General features: G+C 66.1%; 14 protein-coding genes. All 14 read right to left on the bottom strand.

Annotated elements, in window-relative coordinates; translation table 11 throughout:
• Positions 1 to 230: 230 nt before the first annotated feature.
• The 14 genes from AC2D9V_RS12895 to AC2D9V_RS12830 all read right to left on the bottom strand — a co-directional run bounded on the left by AC2D9V_RS12895 (position 231) and on the right by AC2D9V_RS12830 (position 13345).
• Entirely contained in the window at positions 231 to 884 is a 654-nt protein-coding gene (locus AC2D9V_RS12895; RefSeq protein WP_484714468.1) for a protein-L-isoaspartate O-methyltransferase family protein, read from the bottom strand.
• A 186-nt stretch (positions 885 to 1070) separates the two neighbouring features.
• Positions 1071 to 3005 carry a 1-deoxy-D-xylulose-5-phosphate synthase gene (gene dxs / locus AC2D9V_RS12890; protein WP_484714467.1) on the bottom strand — a complete coding sequence of 645 codons (1935 nt, stop codon included), beginning with the start codon at positions 3003 to 3005 and terminating at the stop codon, positions 1071 to 1073.
• Between the two features lie 171 nt (positions 3006 to 3176).
• Positions 3177 to 3395: an RC-LH1 core complex protein PufX gene (gene pufX, locus AC2D9V_RS12885; RefSeq protein ID WP_484714466.1), complete on the bottom strand. Its 219-nt coding sequence runs from the start codon at positions 3393 to 3395 to the stop codon at positions 3177 to 3179.
• Positions 3396 to 3405: 10 nt separating this feature from the next.
• Positions 3406 to 4329, bottom strand: a complete 924-nt coding sequence (gene pufM, locus AC2D9V_RS12880) for a photosynthetic reaction center subunit M (RefSeq protein ID WP_484714465.1) — start codon at positions 4327 to 4329, stop codon at positions 3406 to 3408.
• Positions 4322 to 5170, bottom strand: coding sequence for a photosynthetic reaction center subunit L (gene pufL / locus AC2D9V_RS12875; RefSeq protein ID WP_484714464.1), 849 nt, complete (start codon positions 5168 to 5170; stop codon positions 4322 to 4324). Before pufL ends, pufM begins: the two co-directional genes overlap by 8 nt.
• A gap of 131 nt (positions 5171 to 5301) precedes the next feature.
• Positions 5302 to 5481: a light-harvesting antenna LH1, alpha subunit gene (gene pufA, locus AC2D9V_RS12870; RefSeq protein WP_484714463.1), complete on the bottom strand. Its 180-nt coding sequence runs from the start codon at positions 5479 to 5481 to the stop codon at positions 5302 to 5304.
• Positions 5482 to 5494: 13 nt separating this feature from the next.
• Positions 5495 to 5644 carry a light-harvesting antenna LH1, beta subunit gene (gene pufB / locus AC2D9V_RS12865; protein ID WP_484714462.1) on the bottom strand — a complete coding sequence of 50 codons (150 nt, stop codon included), beginning with the start codon at positions 5642 to 5644 and terminating at the stop codon, positions 5495 to 5497.
• Between the two features lie 226 nt (positions 5645 to 5870).
• The gene (gene pufQ, locus AC2D9V_RS12860; protein ID WP_484714461.1) at positions 5871 to 6104 is read right to left on the bottom strand and encodes a cytochrome PufQ; all 234 of its coding nucleotides are present in this window, start codon (positions 6102 to 6104) and stop codon (positions 5871 to 5873) included.
• Entirely contained in the window at positions 6101 to 7573 is a 1473-nt protein-coding gene (gene bchZ, locus AC2D9V_RS12855) for a chlorophyllide a reductase subunit Z (protein WP_484714460.1), read from the bottom strand. Before bchZ ends, pufQ begins: the two co-directional genes overlap by 4 nt.
• A 76-nt stretch (positions 7574 to 7649) precedes the next feature.
• Entirely contained in the window at positions 7650 to 9092 is a 1443-nt protein-coding gene (bchY, locus tag AC2D9V_RS12850) for a chlorophyllide a reductase subunit Y (RefSeq protein WP_484714501.1), read from the bottom strand.
• A 177-nt stretch (positions 9093 to 9269) separates the two neighbouring features.
• The gene (locus AC2D9V_RS12845; protein WP_484714459.1) at positions 9270 to 10271 is read right to left on the bottom strand and encodes a chlorophyllide a reductase iron protein subunit X; all 1002 of its coding nucleotides are present in this window, start codon (positions 10269 to 10271) and stop codon (positions 9270 to 9272) included.
• Positions 10268 to 11212 carry a chlorophyll synthesis pathway protein BchC gene (gene bchC, locus AC2D9V_RS12840; protein WP_484714458.1) on the bottom strand — a complete coding sequence of 315 codons (945 nt, stop codon included), beginning with the start codon at positions 11210 to 11212 and terminating at the stop codon, positions 10268 to 10270. Before bchC ends, AC2D9V_RS12845 begins: the two co-directional genes overlap by 4 nt.
• A 115-nt stretch (positions 11213 to 11327) precedes the next feature.
• Positions 11328 to 12446 carry a methyltransferase gene (locus tag AC2D9V_RS12835; protein WP_484714457.1) on the bottom strand — a complete coding sequence of 373 codons (1119 nt, stop codon included), beginning with the start codon at positions 12444 to 12446 and terminating at the stop codon, positions 11328 to 11330.
• Positions 12443 to 13345 carry a polyprenyl synthetase family protein gene (locus AC2D9V_RS12830; RefSeq protein ID WP_484714456.1) on the bottom strand — a complete coding sequence of 301 codons (903 nt, stop codon included), beginning with the start codon at positions 13343 to 13345 and terminating at the stop codon, positions 12443 to 12445. Before AC2D9V_RS12830 ends, AC2D9V_RS12835 begins: the two co-directional genes overlap by 4 nt.
• Positions 13346 to 13410 lie beyond the last annotated feature (65 nt).

Raw genomic sequence — 13410 nt, 5'->3', positions numbered from 1 at the left:
CCAGAAGGTTCGAGTTGCGATAGGCGGCGATCAGCGCATCCGTCAGCGTCTCTGCCGCGGCCATCGGTGCCGCAAGGGCCCCTGCCGCTGCCAGAACCATTGCCCTTGCCCAAGCCCGCATCACGTTCTGCCTCTCTTGTTGGCCAGCAGGGATGCCGGCGATCCGACATTGTTCCGCACGGGGTGGACACCCGGATCGGAAAGGGCCCGACGGGGCCTCGACCCCAAACTTACAGCGCGAAAGCGCGGGCCACGCGAAAACCGTCCAGAACTGGCGCGGCAGCATTGAACACCGGGCGCCAGCTCACGTGTCCGCCAGACTTGTGCCCAATCTTGGCAGTGCCAAGTGCACCGTCAACAAAAATCGCGCCGATCCGGCCGCCGTCCCGCAGCTGTTCGATTAGCGCCACAGGAACGACCTCCACGCCGCCCTGGATGACGACGGCGTCATAGGGCGCGTGTTTTGCCGCGCCGTTCGCCAGGGGCCCGTGGACGACAAGGGCGTTGTCCACACCTTCTTCGGACAGAAGACGCTGCGCATCGGCGGCAAGCCGCTGGTCTTCTTCGACGGCAACCACGGTCCCGACCAGGCGGGCAAGCACGGCCGCCGAGTAGCCAAGGCCGCAGCCGAGGTCGAGCACCATTTCCCCCGGACGCAGATCAAGCGCGTCAAGAAGCTTCGCCAGCGTGCGCGGCTCCAGCAGCACGCGTCCCCCGCCTAGCGGCAGATTTTCCCCGACATAGGCCGCCTCGCGGCGGTCATCGGGCACATAAACCTCGCGCGGGACGGAAAGCATCGCGTCGATGATCGGGAACTTCGTCACGTCCGAAGGCCGAACCTGGGTATCCACCATCATCACGCGGCGGCTGGCAAAATCGGTCATTCGAAGTCCGTCAGTCCTGTTTTCTCTGGAAAAGTCTTGCCACAGAAGCCGGGGGGTCGCAACCGCAGATCGTTCGCGACTTCACGGACGTGGCCGGACTGCACGCGCCTGCCGGCGTTCAGTCCGGCCCGGTCGGGCCGACGGGAGTCTCGCCGCGTGGGCCTGCCACCTGGCAAAACGCAAGCATCAGATCGGCTTTGGACGCGCCATTGACACAACATTGGGCTTCAGTTTCGCGGACAGACCGCGCAGGGTCTCGGCAATGTCGGCCGCCCGCAAACCCGCCTCGGCATACATCTCGGCCGGGCTCGCCTGATCGATGAACCGGTCCGGCAGCATCAGCGTCCGCACAAGCCGCCCCCGGTCAAGCCCGCCCGAGGCCGCAAGATAGTGTAGGACCTGCGCCCCGAAGCCGCCGGATGCCCCCTGCTCCAGCGTAACCAGCGCCCCGTGGCCTTCGATCAGCCGGTCGATCAGGGCGGTATCCAGGGGCTTGGCAAAGCGCGCGTCGGCTACCGTGACCATGAGCCCCTCCTCAGCCAGCATGTCGGCCGCCGTCAGCGCTTCGGACAGATGCGCGCCGAAGGACAGGATCGCCAGCCCCTCCCCTTCCCGCATCACTCGGCCCCGGCCGATCTCCAGCACTTCGTCGGTTGCCGGCAGTTCCACCCCGACGCCTTCGCCCCGCGGATAGCGGAAGGCGATGGGGCCTGCGTCATGCGCGGCGGCGGTGGCCATCATCCGCACCAGGTCCGCCTCGTCGCCGGCGGCCATCACAGTCATGTTGGGCAGGCTGGCGAGGAACCCGATGTCGAAGGCCCCGGCATGGGTCGCCCCGTCCTGCCCCACAAGGCCCGCGCGGTCGATCGCAAAGCGGACGGGCAGGTTCTGCAGCGCGACGTCATGCACGATCTGGTCATAGCCGCGCTGCAGGAAGCTTGAATAGATCGCGCAGAAGGGCCGCATCCCGCTTGCCGCAAGCCCGGCGGCAAAGGTCACCCCGTGCTGTTCGGCAATGCCCACGTCGAAGACCCGCGCCGGAAAGCGCCGGGCCATGATGTCCAGTCCCGTGCCGCCTGGCATGGCCGCCGTGATCGCGACGATCCGCGGGTCGCGCGCGGCCATCGCGGTCAGGTGCTCGCCGAAAACCTGCGTATAGCTCGGGGCGTTCGACTTGCCCTTGACCTGGACGCCGGTCGCCACGTCGAACTTCGCCACCCCGTGATACTTGTCATCCGCCCCTTCGGCAGGCGCATATCCCTTGCCCTTGACCGTCACGCAATGGATCAGCACAGGCCCCGAGGCCCGCGCCTTCGCGGCCCGAAGGGTGGTCAGAAGCTGCCCCATGTCATGCCCGTCGATCGGGCCGATGTATTCAAAGCCGAACTCCTCGAAAAGCGTGCCGCCCCCCGGCAGCCCGGTGACCAGGGACCGCGCCCGCCGCGCGCCATCCCGGACCGGGCCGGGAAGCGATGCTTCGATCCCCTCGGCCGCCGCCTTCAGCATGGCGAAGGGGCCTTTCTCGGCTATGGCATTGAGATAGGACGACATCGCCCCGACCGGCGGCGCGATCGACATGTCGTTGTCGTTCAGGATGACGAAGAGCCGCTCTTTCAGGTGCCCGGCATGGTTCATCGCCTCATAGGCCATGCCCGCCGTGATCGCCCCGTCGCCGATCACCGCGATCGTGTCGCCAACCGGCATCCCCATCTGCCGCCCGACCGCAAAGCCGAGTGCCGCCGAGATCGAGGTTGAACTGTGCGCGGCACCGAAGGGGTCGTATTCGCTTTCGCTGCGCTTGGTAAAGCCGCTGAGGCCTCCCTTCTGGCGCAGCGTGCCCATCCGGTCGCGGCGCCCGGTGATGATCTTGTGCGGATAGCACTGGTGGCCCACATCCCAGATCAGCTTGTCCATCGGCGTGTTGAAGACCGAATGGATCGCCACCGTCAGTTCCACCACGCCCAACGACGATCCAAGGTGCCCGCCGGTGCGGCTGACCGTCTCGATCGTCTCGGCCCGCAGCTCGCCCGCAAGTGCCGCAAGCTCGGTATCGCTCAACGCCTTGAGGTCCATCGGACCGGCCACGCGGTCCAGCGTCGGGGTGCGGCTTTGGCTGTCCATCTTGGGCCTCCTGTGTACAAAAAAGGTGCCGTGTGGAAGTGACCCCGCACGGCACCAGGTCCCTGTCGCCAACAGGAAGGGAACCGGGCTCGTGGTTTCGCCCAGAATCCGGGCTGGCAATTGCCCGGATGGAAAGTCGGGGGGCGGTTGGTTCCGCCCCCCGGAAGGTCATCAGGGTTCACCGGGGTCGACGGTGTCCCATGTGTTCGGGTCAGGGGTATCGCGGCTTTCCGAAGGCAGCCAGGTGCCCACGTACCAGATCACCGTCAGCGTCAGGCCGAAGCCCACCACCAGCGCCGCCGCATATCCCGCACCGCGCAGCATCTCGCCGGCGATCCAGGTGGTCAGCTGCGCCCGCCGCGAGATCGAGAACATATTGTCGTCAGACATCGCCTTCTCCTCAGTTCAGCGGGGCGTAGCCGTGTTCCTGCGCCCAGACATACCAGTTGTCGACAACCGTGCCCGTCAGCAGGATCCCGATGCCCCCGGTCAGCGTGACCAGGATCGCGAACCACCAGGCCCAGCGGTGAATTCCTTCCATCGTGGCGTTGAACCCCATCGTCCAGCGCCAGAAGAGGGCGGCGCGTTCCGAGGCGGTTCCCCGGTCGGCGATCTGTTCCAGTTCCCGGTCGCCGCCAAAGCGGCTGACGGCCAGGATCGTCGCCCCGTGCATCGCAAAGAGAAGCGCCGATCCGTAGAGGAAGACGATGCTCAGCGCATGGAAGGGGTTATAGAACAGGTTGCCGTAGGTCAGGCTGAAGGTGTTCGTCCAGTCGAGGTGCGTGAAGATGCCGTAGGGCACCGCCTCGCTCCACGACCCCATCAGGATCGGACGGAAGAGGCCGAGGACCAGGAACAGCCAGATCGCGGAGGCGAAGGCCCAGCAGATATGCTTGCCCATGCCCAGGGCTTCGGCGCGAAGATAGCTGCGCACCCACCACGCGAGCACCGACACCAGAAGGAAGAACGAGGCGATCAGCCAGTAGCCGCCTTCGGCAATCGGCGGGAAGCCCAGCCCGTATTCCGGTGCCGGAGGGTCAAGCGACAGCCAGAACAGATCCCGCAGGAACACGGCCGGATTGAACCCCGCCTGATACCAGAACCAGCCGCCCACCATTGTGAACCACACCAGCCCCGAGAAGAGCGAGATCACCCCCATCGTGCCAAGGTAGACCGGGCCAAGCTGGGCGTTTCCGAACCAGCCCGCCAGCGTCGAGAAGGTGGCGCCATTGGTCCGGTTCGCCAGGTCCACGCCCTCGACCATCCCCATCTCCGGGGCGCCCTGAACCTGAACCTGGTTGAAGATGTTCTGATACTCAGCCATTTACGCCTCCCGGAATGTCGGCCCACCACGGCAGCTGCAGCCACCAATCCCACCAGACGACCCATTGGTCGAACCAGATGGTGCCGGAGATCACGATGCAGACCGCGCTCCAGAACCCGGCGTTCAAGGCCAGCAGGAGACCCAGGCGGTGGATGCCCAGCGTGCCGACGGAGTAACCGATGAAGTCACGGAAGAAGGTGTCCTCATGGTCGGGCGTCCGCATCTCCTTGCCCTTTTCGGGGTTCGCGGCGGACAGGATCAGCCCCCCGTGCAGCGCAAGCGCCAGCGCGTTGGTGAAGAAGAACGTCACCGCAATCATATGCGCCGGGTTGTAGTGGAAATTGCCGTACTGGTACCCTGTGTTCGACACCCAGTCGAGGTGCGTCCAGATCCCGTAGGGGAAGGCATAGCCCCAGGCGCCCATCAGCACCGGCCGGATCACGACCAGCGTCAGGTAGGCGAAGATCGCCACGCCAAAGGCGAAGGGGACGTGATAGCCCATGCCCAGCTTGCGGCAGATTTCCACCTCGCGCAGCGCCCAGCTGACGAAGGCGCAGGTCGCGCACATCGTGACCAGTTGCCATAGCCCGCCTTCATTGAGGGGGGCAAAGGCCAGTCCGTATGATACGGGGGGCGGGTCGATCGAGATCAGCCAGGGGTTCCACACCCCTTCCAGCGCCGTGCCGTAGAAGATCAGGATCGTGCCGAGGGCGGCGAAGAAGAAGGTCGTGACGCCGAAGAAGCCGACGTAGAAGGGTCCGACCCAGAAGTCGAAGAGATTGCCCCCGACCAGCGTGCCGCCCGGCACGCGATATTTCCGTTCGAAGCTGAGCAATGCCATGCTTCACTCTCCGCTTGGTCCGGGGGCGCGCGATCTCTGGCGCGGGGACGCGATGGGCCCCGGAGTGTGTGTTCCTTGGTTTGTTGCGGGCGGCGGCGCAGGGGTCGCCGCCCGCAACAGGGACAGGCCCGCTACTCGGTCGCCGGTGCGGCGCGCTGGTACTTAGCGTCCGCGACAGCAAACCAGTTGTAGGAAGGCGTGCTCAACAGGACGAGGTGAATCATCGCTGCCAAGAGGAAGAGGAACACCCCTTGCGCCACGAAGACGCGACGAGGGTCGAAAATCAGCCAGATCTTGTAGAACTTGGACATCTTTCATTCCTCCTCAGAACCACGGACGCCAGATGAACACCGCCAGATGAGCGACGACGGCGACGGTCACGAACAACCAAAGCCCGCTCATGTAGACGGAGTGCAGCTCTTGCGCCTGCTCGTCGGTGAGACCTGTGAAACTCAGGTCGGATTTATCAGCCATTCGATCCTCCGGATGGTCAGACTGACGCCGCATACCCTGCGGCTGGGTTCACGGTTCGGCTGGATGCCTCCCCGAGTTTCTCCGCAGCCCTTCCGGGCTACGGTGAATGGCATGTCCGGCGGAAATGGGCGCACACCCACCGGGGTATCGAGCTGCCAGGGTTTCCGGTCCCGGCAGAGTGCACTCCCCGCGCCTTGCGGGCGCGAAGCGTGAAGATTGGCGGCCCTTACGGCCGGAAGATCGCCGGGGTGATGGCCCCGGCTTCGCGCCAGGCACGGGCCATGGGCCCGTGTACCGGCAGGTGACGGTCGCGCAGCAGGGCCCAGGCCCAGGCTGCGACGGCAAAGGGGATCGCGATCAGGAAGATCAGCGTGAAGTACACGTAGAACTCGGCCTTCGGCGTGCGGTGGCCGTGGGCCGTGCCGTGGTCGACCTCGTGGCCGGCGGTTTGGTCACTCATGCGTCCCTCCCTCGTGTTCCCTGTGTCGCGCCCCGCAGGGCCTCGACGAATTCAAGCACCACGCGCTCGGCCCCATGATCGAGCGCGGCCTTCTCGGCCGCATCGCGCAATGTGCGCGCGGCGGAAATACGCGTCAGAACAGGATGTTCGCTGACAATCCGGTCCAGTTCGGCCTGCGCATCCGCATCCCACGGGAAGTCACGGCGCAGCGTCGTGGGCGTGGCGGCGGCGCTATCCATTTCCGACCCCAGGGGCAGGATATGGAACAGCGCGTCGAAAAGGCCGTTGCAGACCTCCTGCAACAGGTAGACCGCGCCCGCATAGCCCATGAAGGGCGTGCCCGTGGCCCGGCGGATGGCGGCACCCGGGAAGCCCGCCGGGATGAACACCGGCTGCGGCCCGTGGCCGGCCTTGAGTTCGGCCATGTAGATCTTCTCGTTGATCGACCCCATGACGATCAGCGGCCGATGCTGGCGCAGGGCGGCCCGCACCGCCTCATTGTTCGTCTTCTGTCCGGCGATCCGCGGGGTGGCAAAGGCGCAAGGCAGGCCGAGATCGCCTTCCAGGAAGTTCCGGACCCCCCGCGTATAGGTCTCATTCGAGACGATGGCGAAGCTTGCCGTCGCGAAGAAATCCTGCGTGACAGACCGCCAGAGGTCCCATAGGGGCTTCAGCGTCGAATGCTTTTCGCGGGCAATGAACGGCTCGGGGTCCAGCCCCAGCATCTCGCCCAGCTTGCGCAGGAAAAGAGTTGTGGATTCCAGCCCGATCGGGGCCTGCAGGTATGGCTTGCCCAGGCACTCTGCCAGACCCCGCCCGAACTCGCGGTACATCACGATGTTCGCGTCGGCGTTCACCAGGTTCCGCATCTCGGCCAGGTGCGCGCCCAGCGGCATCACCATGTTGACCTCGGCCCCGATCCCTTCGACCAGGCGCCGGATCTCGTGCATGTCCGAGGGCATGTTGAAGGTGCCGTACATCGGCCCCAGGATGTTGACGCGCGGCTTCGCACCCGGCTCGCGGGCGGTCTCGGGCGGCATCCGGCCCTTGGTCATCCCGAATTCGGTGAAGATCCAGGTCATCGCCCGGTCGGCGGCCTGCCACTGGTCCTCGTCGATGGTGCGCGGCAGGAAGCGCTGGATGTTCGTGCCCTGCGGGGTGACGCCCCCGCCGATCATCTCGGCGATGCTGCCCGTGACCACCACCGCCGGCAGCGCCGGATCAAGCACCTTCCAGGCCCGCGCCATCGACTCTTCGGTGCCCGAGGACATCTCGCCCTCACCAAGGCCGGTGACAACAATCGGCAGCTCATGCGGCGGCAGCGCGTCGGTGTAGTGAAGGACCGACGTGACCGGCAGGTTCTCGCAGCCGACCGGCCCGTCGATGACGACCTGCAGGCCTTTCACCGCGCAGAAGGCGTAGACCGCCCCCCAGTAACCGCCCGCCCGGTCATGATCCTGGATCAGCATGGCCGCCCGCCTTTCGCACCGGTAAACGCAGCGCGCGTAGAGACGGAAGGAAGACGGAAAGAAGACGCGGGGAAGATCATATCATCTCCTCCGCCTTAGCCGCCTTCGCGGCCTTGTCGAGCTTCTTCTGATGGATCGCCCGGAAGTCCGGCCGAAGGTTCGGAGCACCTTCCCAGATGCCTGCGGTATCGCCTTCGCCGACCCCTTCGAAGAAGGCCTTCATCCCGGCCATCTTCTCGCGGCCAGCAATCGCCGCGTTGACGACCTGCGCCAGCGATCCCGCCCCAGCAGGCCCCATCAGCGGACGGGCAGATATGAGGTTCGTGAAGTAAAGCCCTGGAATTCCAGCTGCTTTCGCCTTCTGAACAACAGGCGTCGTGCCGATGGCGAGGTCCGGCCGGAAGGCCTCCATCGCGGCAAGGTCGTCCTCCAGGCTCGCGCGGAACTTTACCACACAGCCTTTCGCTTCCAGCCACGCGCGGTCCGCCGCCGACCATTCGGTCCGGGCGCAAGCCGTGCCCACATAAGGAACCTCGGCCCCGCTTTCGATCAGAAGGCGCGCAACCAGAAGCTCGGAGCCTTCATAGCCCGAAAGCGTGATCCGCCCCTTGACCGGATTGGCCGCCAGCGCCCCCCGAATCGCAGGGCCAAAGGCGTTCTGCGCCGCATTGACCTGAAGCGCCGGAATTCCAAAGGCTTCGCCGATGGACTTCAACCAGTCCATCGTACCGTCCAGCCCCACCGGCGCGCTGCCCACGACCTTCCGACCAGCCGCCTCGAACTCGCGGATCGCGGCGGTGTAGAAGGGATGGATCGCCGCCGCGACACCGCAGTCGAGTGCTGCATAAAGCTCGCGCCATTCGCGGCAGGGCACGACCGGCCCGGCGGCCAGACCCATCGGGGCCAGCATCGCGCCGATCATCATCGGGTCGGCAGGGAACATCTCGCCCAGAAGCGCCACGGTCGGGCGGTCCGACCTTCCTTGCGCCGGTGCAGCGACCGGGCCGGCAAGGATTTCTTCACGGGCATACTTCAGCATCGCCCCGGCCAGCACGTCCTTCGCCTCGGCATGGGTCGGCACGCCAAAGCCCGGCACATCGATCCCGACGATGCGGACGCCGTTGATTTCGGAGGGCAGCAACTGCAACGGCACGCCGGAAGCCGTTGGAACGCATAGATTTGTCACGACAACGGCATCGTAACGATCGGGGTCGGCAAGTTCGTGCACCGCGTCGCGGATGTCCTCGAAAAGCTTGCCGGTGACCAGCGTTTCGGAGTTGAAGGGCACATAGCCGACCGACCGGCGCGCGCCGTAGAAATGGCTGACGAAGGTCAGGCCATAGACGCAGCAGGCGCTGCCCGAAAGGACCGTCGCCACCCGCCGCATCCGCAGACCGACGCGCAAGGACCCGAAGGCCGGGCACATCGACTGCGGCTTGTCATGCGGCCCTTTCGGATAGTCGCGGGCAAAGCCGTCGAGCAACTCCGAGTTCCCGGCAGCCCGCGCCGCCGCTTCCATCTCGGACCCGGCATGACAGCCAAGGCCGTCAGCGGGAACACCCGCCGCCGCCGTCGCGCCGTCCTGCCGCAGCTCGCTCATGCCGCTTCAACCTCGCGCTGCAAGAGTTTCTTTTCGCTGGATTTCCGGGCCGAAAGCGCCTGCAGGGCCCGGTCCAGTTCTTGAAGTCGATCAAGATCAAGCATTGTCGTAGACCACTTCCAGCGATTTCTTCGGCTCGGCATTCTTGCCGCGCATGTCCTCATCCGACGCCGGCATCAGGACGAAGTCGGCACCCGTCGTCTCGGCGCTGAACAGACCCAGCAGCCCGTCCTGCGAAAGGGGTTTCGGCCGGACCGGCGGCGCCTCGGCCACCGCCTCGCCCAGGGCGGCGAACAGCGAGCCCCACTGCGATTCGTAGCTGCCGACGATCTGGTAATTCGCGGATTTCTTCCGCAGATCATCGTCCTGCGGGATCGCCGCCAGAACCGGGATGCCCACGGCATCGGCAAAGGCAGCCGCCTCGCCCGACCCGTCATCTTTGTTGATGACCAGCCCGGCGATTCCGACATTGCCGCCCAGCTTGCGGAAGTATTCCACCGCCGAGCAGACGTTGTTCGCCACGTAAAGCGATTGCAGGTCGTTCGACCCGACCAGGATCACCTTCTGCGCCATGTCGCGCGCGATCGGCAGGCCGAAGCCGCCGCAGACCACGTCGCCGAGGAAATCGAGGAGCACATAGTCGAAGTCCCAGTCATGGAACCCAAGCTTTTCAAGGAGTTCAAAGCCGTGGATGATCCCCCTGCCCCCACAGCCACGGCCCACCTCGGGCCCGCCCAGCTCCATCGCGAAGACGCCGCCGCGCTTGAAGCAGACATCGCCTATCTTCACCTCTTCGCCCGCCAGCTTCTTGCGGGTCGAGGTTTCGATGATCGTTGGGCAGGCCTTGCCGCCGAAGAGGAGGCTTGTGGTGTCCGACTTCGGATCGCACCCGATCAGAAGAACCCGTTTACCCATCTCGGCCATCATGTGGGAAAGGTTCGCCAGCGTGAACGACTTGCCGATCCCACCCTTGCCGTAGATCGCGATGATCTGGGTCTTCTTCGACGGGGGGTCCAGCGGCACCTCCAGCGTCGGCTCTTCATGCGCCTCCGCCCGCAGGCGGTCATCGAAGTCCTTGAGGTTCGGTACGTCCTTCATGCCTGACCTTTCCAGTCGAGGATCATCTTGAGACAAGCAGGGTCGGTGAATGCGGTCGCGTAAGCCGACGGCGCATCCGCGGCCGGGCGCGCATGGGTGATCAGCCCGCCCAACGACAGCGCCCCGCTTTCGATCAGCGCGCGGGTGGCCACGAGGTCTTCGGGCGCCCATTCGCTGGCAATGCGGATCCGCGCTTCCTTCATGAAGGCAGGCGGGAAAGCGAATGCCACGGGTTCAGTGTAGAACCCGGCAAGCACGACCTCACCCCCCTTGGCCAACCGCATGACCAGTTGGTCGAGCAGCCCCTTGGCGCCCGATGCGTCATAGATCGCGCGATAGTCGCGGCGGGGATCATCCTCGGGCGCGACGACGGCGTAACCCGTTGCCCCGGAACGGCGTTCCGGGTCAATTTCCCAGACGGTCGGAGGCTTGCCCCCGGCGGCAATCGTCAGGCGCGCCAGAAGCCTGCCCAGCGTCCCATGGCCCACGATCAGGTCGGGAAGAGCGGTGTTGAAGCCGGCCAGGGCATGCCGCGCCGTCGCGGCCAGCGCCAGCAGTGCCCCTTCCGCGCCCATCCCGGCGTCGATCCGCGCCACGCGGGCGGCCTTGGTGACCAGGTGATGCGAGGCCCCGCCAAAAAGGCCCTTCACATTCCCCGCAAAGCAGTTAGCCCCCGGCACGAAGACTGTCTCGCCAACGCGGAAACCGGTTGCCGCGCCAGCCTCGACCACCTCGCCCGCGGCCTCGTAGCCCGGGACCAAGGGATAGCCCATGCCGGGAAAGGGCGGCATCGTGCCGGACCAGAAGAGCTTTTCTGTGCCGGTCGAAATGCCGGAATGCCGGACTGCGACCACAAGGTCATCCGCACCGGGCGCAACAAGCCCGAGGCTTTCAAGCCCCAGATTCCGCGCCCCATGAAGGATTACGGCAGTCGTCTGCACCGTTTCGTCCCCTACGGCCTTGCCACCCCTTGCATTCTCGGGGTGACTCCCTGCGTGTAAGTTTAGACTTACATTCTGCACTGTCAATTTAAATGGACAGTTTGAAACAGGAATCTCACGCCGGGACGCGGGCTTCGATGACCGAGGTCACGAAGGGCCGCAGGCTTCGGGCGCGGTCCGGGCAATCAAAGCCCGCCGACCGGCAAAGCGCGGCGATGGTTTCGGCCGACCTTGTGCGGCCGGTGCCCATCGCCAGCGTGTAGACCGCGAAATAGACATCGGTTGCCGGATCGGGGCGCTTCCCGCCCGACATCGGTTCGGAAATGATCAGGCGGCCACCCGGCGGCAGCGCCTGCCGCACCTTGGACAGCAGGGCCGCGACCGTGCCATCGGCATGGTCGTAAAGCACCCGCACCAGGCTGATCGCATCGGCCCCGACGGGCAAAGGATCGTCGCGGAAACTTCCCGGATGGATCGTCACGCCCGGTCCAAGCCGCGCCCCTGCCCCGACAACGACCGCCGGAAGATCGAAAAGCGTGCGCTGCAGGCCGGGATAGGCCGCGCCCACGGCGGAAAGAAAGGCCCCTGTCCCGCCGCCGACATCCATCAGGTGCCGCACCGACCGCAGGCTGACGAGCTGCAACGTATCCTCGGCCACCAGCCCCTGGCTGTCGGACATCAGCGCCGAATACCGCGCGGCAAGTCCGGGATCGGCGGCCCCGCCGGCACCGAAGACATAGGGCCAGAACCTTGCCAGTTCGGTCTCGGTCTCGCCCCGGAAAAATGCTGCAGGATCAGAGAGATCACGGTAGAGCACCGGGTGGTGGAGCACCATCGCCTCCAGCCCCGGAACAGTCAGGAAGGCCGCGCCGCGCATCGTCAGATGCCAGGCGCCGCGCCGCTGCCGCATCAGTCCCAGCGCCGCCCCGGCCTGACACAGCACCGCCATCCGGTCCCCCGGAACACTGGCCAGTTGCGCCAACCGCGCTGTTGTTTCCGGTGCATCGGCCAGCCGGTGCAGGATGCGAAGCTCGACCAGCGCCAAGAGGGCCTGGCTGCGCACGAAGCCCGAGACGACCTCGAAAAGCGCATCACCTTCGGCCCGGGCAATGCGGCGCAGGGCCGGAACGCGGGCGCAAAGATGGTGAAACCAGGGCTGCAGCGCCAGTTGGGCGGCCCAGCCCGGCCGCGGGGCCTTGCGCGGAACACCCGCGCCAAGCCCGGCCTCGGTCATTTCGCGCCCGTGGCCCGAACGCGGCGGGCGCCAAGATCGACCGGGGTCATACGTTCGGCATAGGCGCGGACCATGCCGGCCAGCGCCGCCTCGCCCGGGCAGGAGGGGATCGAGGCGATCGCCCCGCCAAGAATATCCTTCAGATGCCGGACCGCGCCCTGCACCCCCATCAGCGCCACCGCATTCGGCCGGCCATGCGCGGCATCCTGGCCGGACGGCTTTCCGGTCTCGGCTTCAGTCAGCAGCGCATCCTTCAGGTCATCGGCCACCTGGAATGCCTCGCCGATCCGGGCACCAAGCTCTTCCCAGGGGTCAGGCTCCTGCCCCGCTGCGATCGCCCCCATCTGGGTGGCCGCCACGAAAAGCGAACCGGTCTTGGCGCGGTGATAGGCGCCAAGGTTGACCACGGGCTCCGATTCCCAGGCCTGCCCCGCACAGATCCCGCCGGGCATTCCCGTCCGCTGGGCCAGGGACATGACCAGCCGCAGGGCACGGTCAGGGGTGGCGTGACCAGCCCGGGCGAGGACCTCAAAGGCCAGCACGATCAGGCTGTCACCGGCAAGAACCGCCAAGGGCTCGCCATAGGCGCGGTGGACCGAAGGCTTGCCGCGCCTTGTGTCTGCATTGTCGAAGGCGGGCAGGTCATCATGGACAAGGCTGGCGCAATGGATCAGCTCCAGCGCCGAGGCGGCAGCGTTTGCCAGCGCCGGCTGGTCGTCGCCGCAGGCAAGGGCAACCGACAGAAGGATCGTCGGCCTGATCCGCGCCCCGCCGGACATCGTGGCGTGATCCAGGGCCGATGCCAGCCGCCCGGGAACCGCATCCGACCCGCCCGGAAGGCGCTGGCCCAGAAGGACGGCCTCGGCCACGGCGGCTTCGATTCGGGCGGAAAGATCCATCACTCACCTGCAGCGGTTTGCGGCTTGCCCTGGTCGGCATCCTGCGGAAAGCTTGGCACCCGGGC

The organism is Tabrizicola sp. T46 (genome assembly GCF_057219895.1).
Note: the sequence above shows the minus strand (reverse complement) of the source record. Positions and strands in the feature narration are given on the sequence as shown.

Coding starts and splice junctions, on each gene's coding strand:
- AC2D9V_RS12835 (WP_484714457.1), bottom strand. CDS start 12,446: ATGACCGAGGCCGGGCTTGGCGCGGGTGTTCCGCGCAAGGCCCCGCGG.
- dxs (WP_484714467.1), bottom strand. CDS start 3,005: ATGGACAGCCAAAGCCGCACCCCGACGCTGGACCGCGTGGCCGGTCCG.
- pufB (WP_484714462.1), bottom strand. CDS start 5,644: ATGGCTGATAAATCCGACCTGAGTTTCACAGGTCTCACCGACGAGCAG.
- AC2D9V_RS12895 (WP_484714468.1), bottom strand. CDS start 884: ATGACCGATTTTGCCAGCCGCCGCGTGATGATGGTGGATACCCAGGTT.
- pufX (WP_484714466.1), bottom strand. CDS start 3,395: ATGTCTGACGACAATATGTTCTCGATCTCGCGGCGGGCGCAGCTGACC.
- pufA (WP_484714463.1), bottom strand. CDS start 5,481: ATGTCCAAGTTCTACAAGATCTGGCTGATTTTCGACCCTCGTCGCGTC.
- pufM (WP_484714465.1), bottom strand. CDS start 4,329: ATGGCTGAGTATCAGAACATCTTCAACCAGGTTCAGGTTCAGGGCGCC.
- AC2D9V_RS12845 (WP_484714459.1), bottom strand. CDS start 10,271: ATGAAGGACGTACCGAACCTCAAGGACTTCGATGACCGCCTGCGGGCG.
- AC2D9V_RS12830 (WP_484714456.1), bottom strand. CDS start 13,345: ATGGATCTTTCCGCCCGAATCGAAGCCGCCGTGGCCGAGGCCGTCCTT.
- bchY (WP_484714501.1), bottom strand. CDS start 9,092: ATGGAAGCGGCGGCGCGGGCTGCCGGGAACTCGGAGTTGCTCGACGGC.
- pufL (WP_484714464.1), bottom strand. CDS start 5,170: ATGGCATTGCTCAGCTTCGAACGGAAATATCGCGTGCCGGGCGGCACG.
- pufQ (WP_484714461.1), bottom strand. CDS start 6,104: ATGAGTGACCAAACCGCCGGCCACGAGGTCGACCACGGCACGGCCCAC.
- bchZ (WP_484714460.1), bottom strand. CDS start 7,573: ATGCTGATCCAGGATCATGACCGGGCGGGCGGTTACTGGGGGGCGGTC.